Below are 16,511 nucleotides of genomic sequence, written 5' to 3'. Positions count from 1 at the left end.
GCACGGCTCGCCGCGGGTGGCGGCGCCCGTTAGGGTTGATCCCGGTGTGCCGGGAAGCCTGGTCGGCGATGGTTCCGCCGACCCCAGCTCCCGAACGGACGCCACATGCCCCAGCACACCCCGCACCGCTCGCGCCTGCTGTCCCGCCGCTCCTGGCCGGAGGCCCGCTTCCTGGCCGACGTACTGCGCACCGAGACCGTCGGCGGCGGCCTGCTGCTGCTCGGCGCGGTCCTCGCCCTGATCTGGGCCAACTCGCCGTGGCGCGCCGCGTACGCCGAACTGAGCCACTGGGTGCCCTGGCCCGGCGGCGCCGGGCTGCACCTCGACCTCGACCTGCGCACCTGGGCCGCCGACGGGCTGCTGGCGATCTTCTTCTTCGTGGTCGGCCTGGAGCTCAAGCGCGAGTTCGTCGCCGGTGACCTGCGCGACCCCCGGCGGGCCGCGTTGCCGGTGGTCGCCGCGCTCGGCGGCATGATCGCGCCGGCGTTGATCTACCTGGCCGTGACGCTCAGCGCCGGCGGCGCCGGCCTGCGCGGATGGGCCATCCCCACCGCCACCGACATCGCTTTCGCGCTCGCCGTGCTCGCCGTGATCAGCTCCCACCTGCCGCAGGGGCTGCGCGCGTTCCTGCTGACCCTCGCCGTGGTCGACGACCTCTTCGCGATCACCATCATCGCGGTCTTCTACACCGACGCGTTCCACCCGCTGCCGCTGCTCGCCGCGCTGCTGCCGATCGCCGCGTTCGGGCTGCTGGTGCAGCGGCGGCGGACCTGGTGGTGGGCGCTGATCCCGCTCGCGGTGGCCGCCTGGACGCTCGTGCACGCCTCCGGCGTGCACGCCACGGTGGCGGGCGTGCTGCTCGGTTTCACAGTGCCGGTGCTGCGCAGCCGCGACGGCGCGCCCGGCCTGGCCGAGCGGCTCGAGCACCGCTGGCGGCCGGTCTCCGCCGGCCTGGCCGTGCCGGTCTTCGCCTTCTTCGCCGCCGGGGTGACGCTGGTCGGCGTGGACGTGGGCGGCGTGCTCACCAACCCGGTGGTGATCGCGGTGGCCGCCGGGCTGGTGCTCGGCAAGGTGATCGGCGTCTTCGGGTCGACGTACCTGCTCGCCCGGTTCACCCGGGCCGAACTGGACGAGGAGATCACCTGGGCCGACCTGCTCGGGCTGGCGTTGCTGGCCGGCATCGGCTTCACCGTGTCGCTGCTCATCGGCGAACTGGCGTTCGGTGCCGGCAGCCCGGAGGAGGACGGCGTCAAGGTGGCCGTGCTGCTCGGCTCGTTGATCTCCGCCCTGCTGGCCTCGGTGGTGCTGGTGCGCCGCAACCGGGTCTACCGGCGGATCAGCGAGCGGGAGAGCCGGGACGCCGACGGTGACGGCGTACCGGACGTGTACCAGGAGGGCCCGGCCTGAACCGGCACGGCGGGCGCGACCATCCGGTCACGCCCGCCGCCACCCTCGACGCGGTACGCCTCAGCGACGGCGCTCGGCCGGCCGCGGCTCGCGCTTGCGCTCCGGTTCCTCGAGCGCCTCGGCGGCCGGCCCGGTGAGGTCGTCACCGGGCACTGCCACCTGCTCGGCGCGGTCCTGCTCGTCCTCGCGCCCGCCCGGCGGCGGCTCCGGCGCGGTGGCGCCTCCGGCGAAGCCGTACTCGTTGGGCTCGTCGTGCCTGCTCATGGGCGGAACCTCCCGGTCGTGCCGATTCGTCCTCCGCCGGGCGGTCACCGCCACGGCGCTCACCCGGGCTGCTTACCCACCGGAGCGCTCTCCGATCATCGGGCGCCGCCGCACCACTCACGTCAGGTCAGCTCGGAGACCGCCTCGAAGATCAGCCAGAGGCCGCAGATGGCGAACAGCACCGCCGCGCCGTAGCGGATGGTCCGCTCCGGGAGGTGCCGGCCGAGCATCCGGCCCACCAGGATCGCCAGCGCGTCCGCCGCCACCATGCCGAGCGTCGAGCCGAGCCAGGTGCCGAACCAGCCGTACTTGGTGGCCAGCGTGATGGTGGCGAGCATGGTCTTGTCGCCCAGCTCGGCCAGGAAGAACGCCACACCGACGGCGATGACCGCGGACCGGCCGCCGCGCTCGGCCTTGCGCTTCTCCTCCTCGGTCAGCTTGTCGCCGCGCAGCGTCCAGGCACCGAAGCCGAGGAACGCCAGACCGGCGATGAGCGAGATCCAGTCGGTGGGCAGGGCCGCGTTCAGGCCGTACCCGATGGCCACCGAGGCCAGGTGGACGACGGCGGTGGCGACAGTGATGCCGATGAGCACCGGCACCGGCTTGAACCGCGTGGCGAACGTCAGAGCCATGAGCTGGGACTTGTCGCCCAGCTCGGCGACGAAGATGACGCCGAAGCTGACCACCAGCGCGACGAGGAAACCCTCCATGTGAACCTTCCCGATCAAGCCGGGAGGAGGAACGGGGGCGCCCTCGACCCGGCTGCGACAGCCTGAGTCGAAGGTCTCGCCCGCCCCGGAGACCGGGGCCGCGTGGCCGGATGCGGAACGCACCAGTGTGTCGACCACGACATTGGGGGCTACTCCCCTTCGCGCCGCCAGCCTAACCGATCACCCGCCGCCCCGGTCACCGGGTGTGGCCGGGGCCACTGCGGCCCTCAGTCGGCGCGGGCCAGGTTCACCCCGAACAGCCCGTCCGGATCGGTCCAGAACGCCCGCCTGTCGAACCCGGCGGCGGTCAGCTCGGCCGCGATCCCCTCCGGCCGGAACTTGGCCGACACCTCGGTCCGCAGCTCCTCACCGGCGGCGAACACCACGTCGGTGTCCAGCACCCGCACCCGGGTCGGGTGCTCGGCGCGCAACCGCATCTCGATCCACTCCCGCTCGTTATCCCAGACCGCCACGTGCCGGAACGCGTCGACGTCGAAGTCCGCGCCCAGCTCGCGGTTGATCACCCGCAGCACGTTGCGGTTGAACTCGGCGGTCACGCCCGCCGCGTCGTCGTAGGCGGGCACGATCACGCCCGGGTCCTTGACCAGGTCGGTGCCGACCAGCAGCCAGTCGCCGGTCTCCAGCGCCGCGCGCATCGCGGTGAGGAACTCGGCCCGCTCCATCGGCAGCAGGTTGCCGATCGTGCCGCCGAGGAACGCCACCAGGCGCCGGCCGCCGGTGGGCAGCCGGTCCAGGTGGCGGGTGAAGTCGCCGACGATCCCCCGCACCCGCAGCCCCGGGTACGCGGCGGCGATCTGCTCGGTGGACGACCGCAGCGCGCTCACCGACACGTCCAGCGGCACGAACGTGCCCAGGTCGCCGTGGCGGGTGAACGCGTCGAGCAGCAGCCGGGTCTTCTCCGACGAGCCCGAACCCAGCTCGATCAGCGTCTTCGCGCCGGTCATGGTGGCGACGTCGTCGGCGTGCGCGGCCAGCACCGCCCGCTCGGCCCGGGTCGGGTAGTACTCCGGCAGGCGGGTGATCTCCTCGAACAGCTCGCTGCCCCGGGCGTCGTAGAACCACTTCGGCGGCAGCCACTTCGGCGCCGCGGCCAGCCCGACCCGTACGTCCTCCCGCAACCCACGGTCGAGGTCCTGCTGCTCCAGGTGGATCTCCAGCGGCTCCGCGCTCATCGAGTGTCCTCTCTTGCGGTGGGTACTGATCGTCAGGCGGCGGTCGTCTCCCGCACGTCGAGCCCGCCCGTGGTCGCCACCACGAGCCGGCCGTCCGGCACGGCCCGCCAGGCCGGGTCGTCGTCGAACGGTTCGGACGCCAGCAGCACCGAGTCCGCGCCGCGGCGCACCGACAGCGCGTGCCCGGCCGTGCTCGCCACCACCGTCGTACCGTCGGTGAGCAGCAGGTTCAGCCGCGAGCCGGGAGCGGCCGCGGTCACCGCCGCGACGGTGTCCGCCACCGCCTCGTCCGGCGGCACGCCGGCCCGCAGCCGGTGCCGGACCAGCGCCCACAGCAGCGCCGAGTCGGTCGGCACGTCCAGGGTGATCAGGTCGCGGACGGGCAGGCCGGCGGCGAGCGGGACCAGGCTGTCCGGCCAGCCCCGCACCACGCCGTTGTGGCTGAACAGCCACCGCCCCTCGGCGAAGGGGGCGGCGGCGGTCTCGTGCAGCGGCATGCCGACGGTGGCCGAGCGGACCGCGGCCAGCACCGCCCGCACCCGCGTCACGGCGGCCAGTTCCGGCAGCGTGGTGTCGCTCCACATCGGCTGGGCCCGCCGGTAGCGGACCGGGTCGCCGTCACCGGGATACCAGGCGACACCGAAGCCGTCGGCGTTGATGGTGCCGCCGCCGCGCATGTCACGCGGCGCCCACGACTGGCGCAGCAGCCCGTACGGCGGGTCGAACAGCAGGCTGGACAGCAGCACGGGTGGACCGAGGTACGCGAGGTGACGGCACATCGGGCCGGCTCACTCCTCCGGGCCGGCGTCACGGGCGCAGCGGAAACCGCTGAAGATCTGCCGCCGGATCGGGTAGTCCCAGTTGCGGAACGTGCCCCGGCAGGCGGATCGGTCGGTGCCGAACGAACCGCCCCGCAGCACCCGGTGGTCGTCGCCGAAGAAGACCTCCGAGTACTCCCGGTACGGGAACGCGGTGAAGCCCGGGTGACCCCGGAACGGCGAGGAGGTCCACTCCCACACGTCGCCGACGAGCTGGTGCACGCCCAGCGGCGAGGCGCCCGCCGGGTACGCGCCCACCGGCGCCGGCCACAGGTGACGCTGCCCCAGGTTGGCGTGCTCGGTGCCCGGATCCTCGTCCCCCCACGGGTAGCGCCGGGACCGGCCGGACGCCGGATCCCAGCGGGCCGCCTTCTCCCACTCCGCTTCAGTGGGCAGCCGCTTGCCGGCCCACGCCGCGTACGCCTGCGCCTCGTGCCAGCAGACGTGCACCACCGGCTCGTCGTCGCGTACCGGCGACCAGCGGCCGAACCGGCGGTACGCCCACCCGTCCCCGTCGCGCCGCCAGTGCATCGGCGCGCTCAGGTCCGCCTCGACGCGGTGCCGCCAGCCCGCCTCGCTCCACCAGCGCGGCTCGTCGTACCCGCCGTCGGCGATGAACGCCCGGTACTGACCGTTCGTCACCGGCGCGGCGTCGATGACGTACGCGGGCAGGTCGACGGTGTGCGCCGGGCGCTCGTTGTCCAGCGCCCACGGGTCGGTGGAGGTGCCCATGGTGAACGGCCCGGCCGGCACCCGTACCTCGCCGCCGACCCGGGCCCGGGGCTCCGGCGGGGGCGGCGCGTCCAGCACCGGGGCGCCCGCGCGTAGCTGGTGGGTGGCGAGCATGGTCTCGTCGTGCTGCTGCTCGTGCTGCACGATCATGCCGAACGCGAACCCGTCGGCGACGAGCGGACGCTCGGTGAAGCGGATGCCGTCGAGCAGGTCGAACACCTTGTCGCGGACCGTACGCACGTAGGCGCGGGCCTCGGCCGGCGGCAGCAGCGGCAGCGCCGGGCGGTCCTTGCGGGGCTGCTTGAACGCGTCGTACAGGTCGTCGATGTCGTGGCGCACCGGTTCGCGGCCGCCGACGTCGCGGACCAGCCACAGTTCCTCCTGGTTGCCGACGTGCGCCAGGTCCCAGACCAGCGGCGACATCAGCGTGGAGTGCTGCCGCACCAGGTCGTCGTCGTCCACCGCGTCGGTCAGCAGCGCGGTACGGGCCCGGGTCCGCTCCAGTTCCGCGGCGATCCGGTCGCGTAGTCGCTCGATGGTGGTCACCGGTGTCCCCTCTCCGCGGCGGCGCGGTGCCGCCGGATCGCTCGATCGGTCTCGTCGTGGATGCCCTCCGGCAGGCCGAGCCTCGGCAGGGCCGTCAGGGCCAGGTCGAACAGCGCCGCCGCGGCGCTCGCCAGCGGACGCTCGGCCAGCCCGCACCGGGCCGCCGCGCGCCACCGGTCGGCGACCGGGCCGGCCGCCGCCAGCGCGTCCCGGGTGGTGGCCGGGTCGGTGAAGAGCGACGTGAGCACGGCCAGCGGCACCGTCCACTCCGGGCCGGGCTGGGTGTCCAGGTAGCGCAGCTCCAGGTAGCCGCGCGGGCGGACCGGCGGGAACAGCGTGCTGAGGTGGTATTCCAGGTCGCCGGTGGTGGGCGGGCGGGGCAGTGCCCCGGCCAGCCAGTCGGCGAACGTGACACCGGGCGGCGCGGTCCAGTCCGGGCCGTCGCCACGTACGCACAGCAGCGGCGCGGCGAGCGCGTACCGGGTCCAGGTCGCCACCGGGTCCTCGTCGGCGCGCTCGGGCGACCAGACCGGACGGGTGCGGGCCGGGTCGATGGCCAGCCAGGTGGCCATCCGGGCGGAGGCCCAGCCGGTCCGGCGGCCCGCGTGCCGGTCGGCGGTGGCGAAGGCGGCGAGCAGCGGCGGGCCGACGGCGTGCGCGGCGGCCCAGCGCTGCGCCAGGTGCTCCGGCTCGCCCGCGTCCAGGCAGACCTGGAGCCCGGCGGTGCTGTACATCATCGCCCGTCCCGCCGGGCCACGCCGGTCGAAGGCGCAGCGCATGGCGCGGTACCGGGGGGTCTCCACGACGGGCCGGGGAAGGCGCCACGGGTCGATGCCGCTGCGGCCGAGCACCAGGCCGGCGGCGTCGAGCCGGGCCCGCAGCTCGGCGACGTCGGCCTCGGTGGCCAGGATGAGGGCGCCGACCGACGATCGCGGCGTCGCGGAGATCTCCACCTGCCCGCCGGGCTCCACGGTCACGGCGCCGCCGTGCCGGAGCTCGTCGGCCGGGCTGGTGGGGTCGAGGGTCACCGGGCTGTGCCGCCCCAGCGCCTCGCGTAGTCGCTCGCGGTCGACCGGCCGGGCCGGGTCCGCGGCGTCGTGCACGGTCCATTCCAGTTCGACGCCGACGAGTGCGGGTGGGCCGGTCTTGAAGCAGATCCGGGCGAGGTGGCCCCGGGCCGCCTCCTCGTCCCCCAGGACGACTGCGCGGTCCAGGTCCGGCGACATCACCACGGGACGGCTCCTCCTCGGCGATGGGCGACGACGTCGTCGCGACGCGCCGGCCGGGACGGCACGGCACGCCGCCCCACCATCCTCTGTCTAGCAGACGAGATCCGCTTGCCCGGAGAGATGAATTTTTGTCCGGAATCTGATTGCGCCGCGCCGCTCAGTCGTCCGCTTCCCGGCCCGGGCGCTCGGGCTCCGGCGCGTCGTCCGGGCTCTCCGGCGACGCGCCCACGAGGTTGCGGCAGTAGCTCTCCACCTGCTCGGGGCCGCCGGCGGCGGCCACCAGGTCGGCGAAGCCCGGCTTGGTGAGCGCCTTCTCCCGCTGTCGTTCCGGCTTGGCCAGGTAGGCGCGGCAGTGGCCGGCCAGGCTCGCCCCACCGTCCGGGGGCGCGGATGGCCGGCCCTTGGCGCTCGGCGTGCCGGACGGGGCCGGCACCGGCGGGGACTCCGCGCCGGACGCGTCACCGGCCGGCGTGCTCGGTGCCGGCCGGGACGGCCCGGTGACGGCGGGGCCGGTCCCCGTCGGTCCGGCGCCGGTGGGGGCGGCCGTCGTCGCGGGCGGCACCACCGGCTCCGGGTCGTGGTCCAGGCGCACGGCGGCGAACGCCACCCCGGCGACGGCGGTGGCGGCGAGACCGGCCAGCGCGGCGGCGATCCGCAGGCGCCGGCGCGGGCGCGGCGCGATCACCGGCGCCGGCGCGGTCCCGGCGCGGGCCGCCCGGAAGGCGGCGAGCGCCTGCTCCTCCCCGGCGACCTCGTCCGGGCCGGCCGGTCCGGCCGCAGCGGACAGCAGCCGGGTCAGCGGGTCGGCGTCGGCGCCCGGCGGCGTGCCGGCGCGAGCGGCGTCGAGCAGCCGGTCGGATTCCGCCCGGTCGGCGGGCCCGACGGACCGGCGAGCGTGCATGCCGTCGTCTCCCCTCACGTCAGCCCTCCGCCGGTTCGGCCTCGGGCGCGTGCGGCACCTGGCGCTCGGTCCGGGGACGCGGCGCGACGGCGTCCCGGGTGTCCGCCGGCGCGGCCTGCGCCGCCGAGCGCTCCAGCAGCGCGGCGAGCCGGCGCAGGCCGCGGTGCGCGGCGGTGCGCACCGCGCCGGCCCGCCGGCCCAGCACCCGCCCGGCGGTCTCCGCGTCCAGGCCGATGACGGCCCGCAGCATCACCGCCTCGGCCTCGGCCGGCGGCAGCGTACGGATCAGCGCGAGCGCGCTCTCGGTAGCGATGGCCTCACCGGCCCGGTCGGCGGTGTCGACGTCGGCGACCAGGTCGTTGAGGGCCTGCACCGGCACCGGCACGGAGGGCCGCCGCCGCTGCCGGCGCAGATGGTCCATGGCCCGGTTGCGGGCGATGGTGACCACCCAGGCGCGGAACTCGCCACCGGTGAACGACGGCAGGTCGCGGGAGATCTGGAGCCACGCCTCCGAGGCCACGTCCTCGGCGTCGGCGCCGACGAGGGCGGTCAGGTAGCGCAGCAGCGCGGGTTGCAGGCTGCGGTAGAGGAACCGGAACGCCTCCTCGTCCCCCGCCTGCGCCGCGGCGACCGCCTCGTTCAGTTCGGCCGTCACGCGCGCCGCCCCGGCCGGATGACGACCCGGAGCCGGGCGTCAACGGGTGCCAGTGACCACACCGCCATCCGCACTCGGCCCCCCGGTGAGCTGAATCAGGCACCCGCACGAGGGTGCGGTGCGCCGTGGACACTGCCGCGCGGCACGGGCGTCGGCGGGACATACCGTACCGGCGTCCGGGTGCGGCCGGGAGTCGGGCCGACGCCGGGGCGGGCGGGTCGCGTCGGCAAGCCTCCGCACGGCGGAGAAACAGAGAGAAATGTCTACCTGCATCACCGGCGTGTCGGGGTAACACCGACGGCGGTCGCGACGCTCCCCGGATCGGAACCCCGCCGGGGGCGGCGGGCCGCGAGCGCGGGGGCGCGTCACTTTCTGGCCGATCGTACCGGGTCGATCACGATCAGCCGATCGGCGTCCCGGGTGCCGGACACCCGGCCGAACGGCCGGCCGGACCGGCCACGGATATCGCGGGAAATACTTCGCGCCTGCTGTGGGTACGGTATGGGGGTGCTGTCCTCAGACGTCGTACTCAGCGGTCGGTACCGCCTCGATGACCGTGTCGCCACCGGCGGCATGGGCGACGTCTGGCGTGCCACCGACCTTGTCCTCGGTCGCCCGGTCGCGGTGAAGGTGCTGCTTCCCGCCCTGGTGTCCGACCCCGACTTCATCGCCCGGTTCCGTTCCGAGGCCCGGATCATGGCCTCGCTGCGCCACCCCGGCGTGGTCCAGGTCTTCGACTGCGGCGAGGACGACCTGCCCGGCGGCGGCCGGGCCGACTACCTGGTGATGGAGTTCGTCGCCGGTGAGCCGCTGTCGCGGCGGATCGAAACCGCCGGACAGCTCGAGGTCGCCGAGACCATGTCGATCGTGGCGCAGGTGGCGCAGGCGCTGCACGCGGCGCACGGCCGCGGCATCGTGCACCGGGACGTGAAGCCGAGCAACCTGCTCGTGCAGGACGACGGCACCGTGGTCCTGGTCGACTTCGGCGTGGCCCGGTCGACGAACGTCACGAGCATCACCAGCACGAACGCGGTGCCGGGCACCGCCCTCTACATGGCGCCGGAGCAGGCCGCCGGCCGGCCCGTCTCGGGCGCCACCGACGTGTACGCGCTCGGCGCCGTCGCGTACTGCTGCCTCACCGGCAGCCCGCCGTTCACCGGCGACAATCCGCTCCAGGTGGCCGTACGCCATCTCGACGACGAACCGCCGGAGCTGCCGGCGGAGATCCCGGCGTCGGTGCGGGAGCTGGTCTCCCGCGCGCTGGCCAAGGATCCGGCCGACCGTTACCTGAGCGCCGCGGCGATGGCCGACGCGGCGCGGGCCGCGCGTACCGACTCGCCGACCGCGACGGTGGCGCTGCGCGGCGCGGCGGGCTCGGCGCGGTCCCGCGACGACCAGCCGGCGGTCCGCCCGGGCGCCGCGGTGGCGACGTCGCGGCGGCGGGGCCGGCGTGGCACGCTCGTCGGCGCGCTGGGCGCGGTGCTGGTGGCGATGGGCGCGCTGGGCGCGCTCGTGGCCGCCGCCAACGACACCGCCGAACCGGCCACGAAGATCGACAAGACGGCGCCCGCGGTGGCGCCGAGCGACCCGGTCGCGGAGCCGGTCGCCGACGAGCCGTCGGCCGACGACGAGTACACCTACCGGCCGGTCGGCCCGGGTGGCCGGCCGTCGGCCACGCCCTCGGTGACGCCGAGCACCTCGGCGACCCCGTCGGCGCAGCCGAGCGTGACCGACGAGCCCGCCCCGTCGGCCGAGCCGAGCAGCACGCCGTCGAGCGCGCCGACGACGACGGAACCGGTCACGCCGACGACGACCCCACCGAGCACTCCGCCGACCGAAGGCGGCGGTGACACCGGCGGGCAGCCGGCCACCCAACCCTGACCCACCACGAGCCGGCCCCGCCCACGGCGGAGCCGGCTCGTCCGTGTCCGGGCGGCGGTGCTCAGTCCGCGCCGAGCGACGCCACCACCGGCCGGGACAGCGCCCGGCGGGCCGGCAGGACCGAGGCGAGCAGCGCGGCCACCACCGCCACCGCGACGATCAGTCCGATCCGTCCCCAGGGCAGCACCAGCGTGAAGTCGCCGCCGATGCGGGCCACCACTGCCATCGCCCCGGCCGCCGCTCCGGTGCCGAGCGCGATGCCGAGCAGCGTGCCGACGAGCGCGGTGAGCACCGCCTCGACCGCCAGCACGCCCCGCATCCCGGCCCGGCTCAGTCCGACCGCGCGCAGCACCGCGGTCTCCCGGGTGCGTTCCACCACCGACAGGCTGAGCGTGTTGGCGACCCCGACCAGCGAGATCACCACGGCCAGGCCGAGCAGCGCGGTGACGAACCCCAGCACCATGTCGACGGTGCCGGTGAGCATCTTCTTGTACGCGGCCTGGTCCATCACGTTCACCGTCGGATAGCGGGCCAGCACCGACTCGACGGCGGTCCGGGCGGCGTCGACACCCACCCCGGGGGCCGGGTCCACCTCGGCCAGGTAGCCGCGCTCGCTGGGGAACATGGCGGTGAAGTCGGTGTCCAGCACGTCCACCAGGTGACCGGCGGGCACCGGGCTGCCGGCCAGGACCGGCTCCTCGTCGGCCACCACCGCGACGACCCGGAACGGGCGGCCGGCGAGCGTGATCGCGGAGCCCGCCGTCCAGCCCCGCGCCGCAGCCAGCTCGCGGTGCACCAGCACCGAACCCGGCCCCAGGTCCGCCGGGTCACCGGCGTCCACCGCCGACAGCGTGCGCCGGACCAGCGCCGGATGCGCGGCGCGCAGCTGCACGTCGCCGACCACCCGGCTGCGCTGCTCGTGCACCACACCCAGCTCCGGGCGGGCGGCCAGATCGTCGGCGACGGTGGCCGGCAGGTCGCCCCCGATGCCGGTGACCAGGAAGTCCACCCCGATCCGGGCGTCCACCGCGCGTTCGATGCCGGACTTGACGCTCGCCGCGCCGACGACGAACGCGGAGACCAGCCCGATGCCGATCACCATGGCCGTCGCGGTGGCGGCGACCCGGCGCGGGTTGCGCACCGCGTTCGACACGGCCAGCCCGCCGGTGGCACCGAACGCCGCGCGGAACGGCCCGCCGAGCACCCGTACCAGGGCCGGCACCAGCACCGGGCCGAACGCCACGATGCCGCCGAAGGCCAGCAACGCGCCGGCCGCGACCAGCACCACCTGGCCGGTGGCACCCGCGCCGGCCAGCGCCGCCACACCGGCGGCGAGCGCCAGCGCGCCGACCGCCAGCCGGACCCGCCCGGCCGGGCGTACCGGGTTGATCGCCGCGTCGGTGAGCGCGGCAACCGGGGCGACGCGGGTGCCCTGCCAGGCCGGCAGCGCGGCCGACGCCACGGTGAGCAGCGTCCCCAGCCCCAGCGAGAGCAGCAGCGTCCGCGGGGTCAGGGTGAGCCCGCTGCCGAGCGGCGCGCCGGTGCCGGCGAGCAGGACGCCGAGACCGCCGGCCACCGCCGCGCCGGCCAGCACCCCGGCCGCGGAGGCGAACAGGCCGGTCACCGCCGCCTCGGACAGCGTGGCCCGGTAGATCTGCCCCCGGGTGGCGCCGACCAGGCGCAGCAGCGCGGTACGCCGGGAGCGCTGGGCGAGCACGATGGCGAAGGTGTTGGCGATCACGAAGCCGGCCACCACCACCGCCACCGCCGCGAACGTGCCCAGCAGCATGCCGAACTGCCGCAGGTCGCGGACCGCGTCGTCGACTGCCGCGTCGAGGATGGCGTCGCGGTCCCGGACCGTCACGTCCGGTCCCAGCACGGCACGGATCCGGTCGGCCAGCGCGGCCGTGTCCACCCCGGGCCGCGCCGCCACCATGATCCGGCCGTAGCCCTTCTCGCCGCTGACGGTGAGCGCGTCCGGTCCGATCAGCCCGATGTACGGGCCGCCGACGTCGCGGGAGCTGCCGTCCACGTCGACGGTGCCGACCAGGGTGTACGGGCGGGCCGCGCCGTCCTGCCCGCCGATCGACACCGGCCCGCCGACGGTGAAGCGCTGCTCGGCGACGGTCTCGTCGTCGAGCACCACCTCGCCGGGGCGCTGCGGCAGCCGCCCGGCGACCACGTCGTAGGACTGCAGGTCCGTCTCGGTGGGGATCGCGGCGAGGACCGCGTACCCGAGCACGGGACGGCCGTCGCGGCCGACCACCCCGGCGGAGCCGGTCAGTTCGCCCGCGGCGGCGGCCACCCCGTCGACGGCGCGCACCCGGTCCACGAGCGCCGGGGGCAGCGGGCTGGTCTCGGCGTACGCGGCCAGGTCGGTGTGCCTGTCGAACTCACCGGCCCGCTCGTACGCCCCGGCGCGCATGCCGTCGATGAACATCAGCGTGCCGGCGACGAACGCGACGCCGAGCACGATCGCCAGCGAGGACAGCAGCAGGCGCAGGCCGTCGGCGCGGACCTGGCGCAGGGTCAGGCGCAGCATCCCGGTCACCGCCCCGCCGGGGTCACGGCCGGGTCGAGCCGGCTGAGCGCGTCCCGGACCGCGCCGACCGTCGGCGCGTGCAGTTCGTCGACCAGCCGGCCGTCGGCGAGGAAGACCACCCGGTCGGCGTACGCGGCGGCGGCCGGGTCGTGGGTGACCATGACGACGGTCTGGCCGAGCGTGTCGACCGCCTCGCGCAGCAGCCGCAGCACCTCCGCGCCGGAGCGCGAGTCGAGGTTGCCGGTCGGCTCGTCGGCGAAGATCACCCACGGCCGGGTGATCAGGGCGCGGGCCACCGCGACGCGCTGCTGCTGGCCGCCGGACAGCTCCGCCGGGCGGTGCCCGAGGCGATCGGTCAGGCCCACCGCGGCCACCACCTGACGCAGCCAGGTCGCATCCGGCCGGCGGCCGGCGATGGCCAGCGGGAGGACGACGTTCTCCTCGGCGGTGAGCGTGGGCAGCAGATTGAACTTCTGGAAGACGAAGCCGATCCGGTCCCGGCGCAGCCGGGTGAGCCGCCGGTCGTCCAGGCCCGTCAGGTCGGCGTCGCCGATGTGGACCGCCCCGGCGGTCGGCCGGTCGAGGCCGGCGAGGCAGTGCAGCAGTGTGGACTTGCCGGAGCCGGACGGGCCCATCACGGCGGTGAACCGGGCGGCGGCCAAATCGAGGTCGACGCCGTCGAGCGCGACGACGCGGGACTGGCCGGCGCCGTACTCCTTGCGCAGCGCGCGGGCGGCGAGGGCGACGCCTGTGGTCGGTGGTGCGGACACTGTGGTGCTCCTGTCGGACACGGTCTGAAGACAGTTCCGACGCTAGGCCCGGCACCGCTGAGTCGATCTCCACCTGCGCGCTCGACCTCGGTGCGACCACGGTCGTCCCCCACCGGGGGAACCCGTACGACCTGAGACGTACGGCCGGTCAGCCGCCGGGCGTGACCAGGCCGCTCTCGTACGCCAGCACCACCGCCTGGACCCGGTCGCGGAGCTGGAGCTTGGCCAGGATGCGGCCCACGTGGGTCTTCACCGTCGCCTCCGCGACGTGCACCCGGGCGGCGATCTCGGCGTTGGAGAGCCCCTGCGCCACCAGCAGCAGCACCTCTCGCTCCCGCTCGGTGAGCTGGGCCAGCCGGGGGTCGGTGGCCGGCGCGGGACCGAGCTGCCCGGCGAACCGGTCGAGCAGCCGCCGGGTGATCGACGGTGCCACCACCGAGTCGCCCTGTGCCACCACCCGGATCGCCGCCATGAGTTCCTCCGGCGGCACGTTCTTGAGCAGGAACCCGCTCGCCCCGGCACGCAGCGCGGCGAACGCGTCGGCCTCGGTGTCGAACGTGGTGAGCACCAGCACGCGCGGGCCCCCGGCCGGCCGGGCGCAGATCCGCCGGGTCGCCTCCACCCCGTCCATGGTCGGCATCCGCAGGTCCATCACCACCACGTCGGCCTCGATCCGGTCCAGCACCCGCAGCGCGTCCGCGCCGTCGATGGCCTCGCCGACCACCTCCAGGTCCGGCTGGGAGTCGAGCACCATCCGGAACCCGGCCCGCACCAGCATCTGGTCGTCGACGATCATCACTCGCACGGTCACGCCGCCGCGCTCCCTTCCTCGGTGCCGGCGCCCGCCGGCAGTGGCAGCCGCGCCTGTACCCGCCAGCCACCGGCGAGTGTGGGTCCGGCGGCGAGGCTGCCGTCGTACACTCCGACCCGTTCCCGCATGCCGACCAGGCCGTGCCCGCCGGACGGCGCCGGCCGGACCACCGGAGCGCCGCCGCCGTCGTCGACCGCCCGGACCACGACGGCGTCGGCGGCCCAGTCCAGCGTCAGCTCCACCGACGCGCCGACGCCGGCGTGCTTGAGCGCGTTGGTCAGGCTCTCCTGCACCACCCGGTAGAGGGTCAGCTCCAGGCCGGGCGGCAGCGCCCGCGGTGTGCCGGCGCCGCCGCAGGTGATCCGCAGCCCGGCGGCGCGGAACCGGTCGAGCAACGCGGGCAGCTCCACCAGCGCGGGCCGCCGGTGCGCCGGTTCGGCGGCCGGCTGGTCCGCCGGCGCCGGCTCCGGGCGGTCCGGTTCCCGGAGTACGCCGACCAGCCGCCGCATCTCCTCCAGCGCCGCCCGGCCGGTGTCGGCGACCACCTTGGCCGCCTCCCGGGCGGTGGCCGGATCGCGGTCGAGCGTGAACCGCACCCCGTCGGCCTGCACGATCATCACGGCCATGCTGTGGGCGACCACGTCGTGCAGCTCACGGGCGATGCGAGTGCGTTCCTCGGCGACGGCGGCGCGCGCCTCGGCCTCCCGTTCCCGTTCCAGCGTGGCGGCGCGTTCCTCCAGGCTGAGCACGTAGAGCCGGCGGGTCCGCAGGTTCAGCCCGGCCAGGAAGACCGCGCCGACGATCAGGGTGTAGAAGACCGCGCCCATCCACCAGGGACCGGTGCCGGGCGTCTGGAGCGCGGCGAGCACCCCGCCGATCAGGGCGACGATCCCGGCGGCGATGCCGTCGCGGAGCCGGTCGGCGTACTTGACCACGCTGTAGAGGGCGATCAGCACGGCGATGTCGTAGCTGAGCGGGCCCCAGCCGGCGATCACCTGGACCAGCGCGAGCGCGGCCACCAGGGCGCCGACCGCCGACGGGTGGGTACGCCGGAGGAACAGCACCGCTGCCATCGCCAGGCCGACAGCGGTCGCCGGGATCCCGGTGTGCCCGGCGACGAAGCCGGACAGCGCGAAGAACGCGACGAGGCCGCAGACTGCCGCGTCGAACGCGACACCCCGCAGCGGTCGACCGAGGATCAGGCGGTTCACGACCTCCCAGCCTAGGCCCGCCCTTCGCCCCTCCCCCGCCCGCTCCCAGGTCAGCGGGTCAGGAGGGCCTGCATGCGGCTGATCTCGGCGGACTGCTCGACGGCCACCGAGGTGGCGAACTCCTGCATCGGCTGGTCGACGCCGACCTTCAGCAGGTCGGTGGACATAACGATCGCGCCCCGGTGGTGGTCGGACATCATCTGCACGAACAGCTTGTCGAACGCCGTGCCGCGGGCGTCGGCGAGCCGCCGCATCGCCTCCGGGGACTGCATCCCGCGCATGCTGCCGTGGTCGTGCCCGGGTACGTCGGCGGGCAGGTCGCGCGTGCTGAGCCAGGCCCGCAGCAGGCCGACCTCCGGCCCCTGCGCGGCACGGATCCGGTCGGCGACGGCGCGCACCCGTGCGTCGGCGGCGCGCCCGGGCGCGAGGGCGGCCATCTCCAGGGCCTGCTCATGGTGCGGGATCATCATCCGGACGTACCAGACGTCGAGGCTGTTCCAGCGCGGCGTGGTGGCGCCCCGGACCTGTTCGGCCGGGCGGGTCGCGGCGGGCTCCCCCGGGCGCCCCGGCACCACCACGGGCGGCGCCGACCCGGCGGCGCTCGCGCTCGGCGCGGCCGGCGCGGCGGTTCCGGCCGCCTCCGGGGTACGGGTGTCCTCGCGCCCGGTCAGCGCCAGTGCGCCGACCACCAGGAGGGTCACCAGTGCTGTGACGCCCACCCACACACGCGCCTGCCGGCTGGTCATACGACGCCTCCTCCGGTCAAGGTGAAAGCGATCCTATCCATAGACGAAAGTTCCCAAGTGTGACCCAGCTCACATTGATGACCGTCTCAAATAGG

At 75.3% G+C, this 16,511-nt stretch carries 15 protein-coding genes; 2 read left to right on the top strand and 13 right to left on the bottom strand.

Annotated elements, in window-relative coordinates:
* Positions 1-105 precede the first annotated feature (105 nt).
* Entirely contained in the window at positions 106-1,407 is a 1,302-nt protein-coding gene (gene nhaA / locus IRY44_RS05210; RefSeq protein ID WP_194799317.1) for a Na+/H+ antiporter NhaA, read from the top strand.
* 60 nt (positions 1,408-1,467) lie between these two features.
* On the opposite strand, the gene IRY44_RS05205 is transcribed toward nhaA, so the two are convergent.
* The 8 genes from IRY44_RS05205 to IRY44_RS05170 form a co-directional block, all read right to left on the bottom strand.
* Positions 1,468-1,671 (bottom strand): hypothetical protein, encoded by a 204-nt coding sequence (locus IRY44_RS05205; RefSeq protein WP_194799316.1) that lies wholly within the window; start codon positions 1,669-1,671, stop codon positions 1,468-1,470.
* Between the two features lie 122 nt (positions 1,672-1,793).
* Positions 1,794-2,381 carry a TMEM165/GDT1 family protein gene (locus IRY44_RS05200; protein ID WP_194799315.1) on the bottom strand — a complete coding sequence of 196 codons (588 nt, stop codon included), beginning with the start codon at positions 2,379-2,381 and terminating at the stop codon, positions 1,794-1,796.
* A 227-nt stretch (positions 2,382-2,608) separates the two neighbouring features.
* Positions 2,609-3,574 carry an L-histidine N(alpha)-methyltransferase gene (egtD, locus tag IRY44_RS05195; RefSeq protein WP_194799314.1) on the bottom strand — a complete coding sequence of 322 codons (966 nt, stop codon included), beginning with the start codon at positions 3,572-3,574 and terminating at the stop codon, positions 2,609-2,611.
* Between the two features lie 32 nt (positions 3,575-3,606).
* Positions 3,607-4,353 (bottom strand): ergothioneine biosynthesis protein EgtC, encoded by a 747-nt coding sequence (gene egtC, locus IRY44_RS05190; protein WP_194799313.1) that lies wholly within the window; start codon positions 4,351-4,353, stop codon positions 3,607-3,609.
* A gap of 9 nt (positions 4,354-4,362) precedes the next feature.
* Complete coding sequence (gene egtB, locus IRY44_RS05185; protein ID WP_194799312.1) at positions 4,363-5,670, bottom strand: ergothioneine biosynthesis protein EgtB; 1,308 nt, start codon at positions 5,668-5,670, stop codon at positions 4,363-4,365.
* Entirely contained in the window at positions 5,667-6,902 is a 1,236-nt protein-coding gene (gene egtA / locus IRY44_RS05180) for an ergothioneine biosynthesis glutamate--cysteine ligase EgtA (RefSeq protein ID WP_194799311.1), read from the bottom strand. Before egtA ends, egtB begins: the two co-directional genes overlap by 4 nt.
* A 154-nt stretch (positions 6,903-7,056) precedes the next feature.
* Positions 7,057-7,818 (bottom strand): hypothetical protein, encoded by a 762-nt coding sequence (locus IRY44_RS05175; protein WP_194799310.1) that lies wholly within the window; start codon positions 7,816-7,818, stop codon positions 7,057-7,059.
* 1 nt (position 7,819) lies between these two features.
* Positions 7,820-8,455: an RNA polymerase sigma factor gene (locus IRY44_RS05170; RefSeq protein WP_194799309.1), complete on the bottom strand. Its 636-nt coding sequence runs from the start codon at positions 8,453-8,455 to the stop codon at positions 7,820-7,822.
* Positions 8,456-8,962: 507 nt separating this feature from the next.
* On the opposite strand from IRY44_RS05170, the gene IRY44_RS05165 reads away from it, so the two are divergent.
* A complete protein-coding gene (locus tag IRY44_RS05165) occupies positions 8,963-10,336 on the top strand; it encodes a serine/threonine-protein kinase (RefSeq protein WP_194799308.1) in 1,374 nt (457 codons plus the stop codon).
* A gap of 61 nt (positions 10,337-10,397) precedes the next feature.
* Here IRY44_RS05165 and IRY44_RS05160 read toward each other — a convergent pair whose 3' ends face one another.
* From IRY44_RS05160 to IRY44_RS05140, 5 genes are all read right to left on the bottom strand, one after another.
* The gene (locus IRY44_RS05160; protein ID WP_194799307.1) at positions 10,398-12,878 is read right to left on the bottom strand and encodes an ABC transporter permease; all 2,481 of its coding nucleotides are present in this window, start codon (positions 12,876-12,878) and stop codon (positions 10,398-10,400) included.
* A 5-nt stretch (positions 12,879-12,883) separates the two neighbouring features.
* On the bottom strand, positions 12,884-13,648 hold the full coding sequence (locus tag IRY44_RS05155) for an ABC transporter ATP-binding protein (protein ID WP_194799306.1): 765 nt from the start codon (positions 13,646-13,648) through the stop codon (positions 12,884-12,886).
* 148 nt (positions 13,649-13,796) lie between these two features.
* On the bottom strand, positions 13,797-14,459 hold the full coding sequence (locus IRY44_RS05150; protein ID WP_194799305.1) for a response regulator transcription factor: 663 nt from the start codon (positions 14,457-14,459) through the stop codon (positions 13,797-13,799).
* Positions 14,456-15,670, bottom strand: a complete 1,215-nt coding sequence (locus tag IRY44_RS05145) for a sensor histidine kinase (RefSeq protein ID WP_269697089.1) — start codon at positions 15,668-15,670, stop codon at positions 14,456-14,458. Before IRY44_RS05145 ends, IRY44_RS05150 begins: the two co-directional genes overlap by 4 nt.
* Before the next feature lie 50 nt (positions 15,671-15,720).
* The gene (locus IRY44_RS05140; RefSeq protein WP_194799304.1) at positions 15,721-16,416 is read right to left on the bottom strand and encodes a DUF305 domain-containing protein; all 696 of its coding nucleotides are present in this window, start codon (positions 16,414-16,416) and stop codon (positions 15,721-15,723) included.
* Positions 16,417-16,511: the final 95 nt, after the last annotated feature.

The organism is Micromonospora sp. ANENR4, from assembly GCF_015354395.1.
Classification (GTDB): Bacteria; Actinomycetota; Actinomycetes; order Mycobacteriales; family Micromonosporaceae; genus Micromonospora; species Micromonospora aurantiaca.
Note: the sequence above shows the minus strand (reverse complement) of the source record. Positions and strands in the feature narration are given on the sequence as shown.

What these genes read in the sequence shown, in the direction of transcription:
- IRY44_RS05200 (WP_194799315.1), bottom strand. Translation starts at nt 2,381, where the DNA reads ATGGAGGGTTTCCTCGTCGCGCTGGTGGTCAGCTTCGGCGTCATCTTC.
- IRY44_RS05140 (WP_194799304.1), bottom strand. Translation starts at nt 16,416, where the DNA reads ATGACCAGCCGGCAGGCGCGTGTGTGGGTGGGCGTCACAGCACTGGTG.
- IRY44_RS05160 (WP_194799307.1), bottom strand. Translation starts at nt 12,878, where the DNA reads ATGCTGCGCCTGACCCTGCGCCAGGTCCGCGCCGACGGCCTGCGCCTG.
- nhaA (WP_194799317.1), top strand. Translation starts at nt 106, where the DNA reads ATGCCCCAGCACACCCCGCACCGCTCGCGCCTGCTGTCCCGCCGCTCC.
- egtD (WP_194799314.1), bottom strand. Translation starts at nt 3,574, where the DNA reads ATGAGCGCGGAGCCGCTGGAGATCCACCTGGAGCAGCAGGACCTCGAC.
- egtC (WP_194799313.1), bottom strand. Translation starts at nt 4,353, where the DNA reads ATGTGCCGTCACCTCGCGTACCTCGGTCCACCCGTGCTGCTGTCCAGC.
- IRY44_RS05205 (WP_194799316.1), bottom strand. Translation starts at nt 1,671, where the DNA reads ATGAGCAGGCACGACGAGCCCAACGAGTACGGCTTCGCCGGAGGCGCC.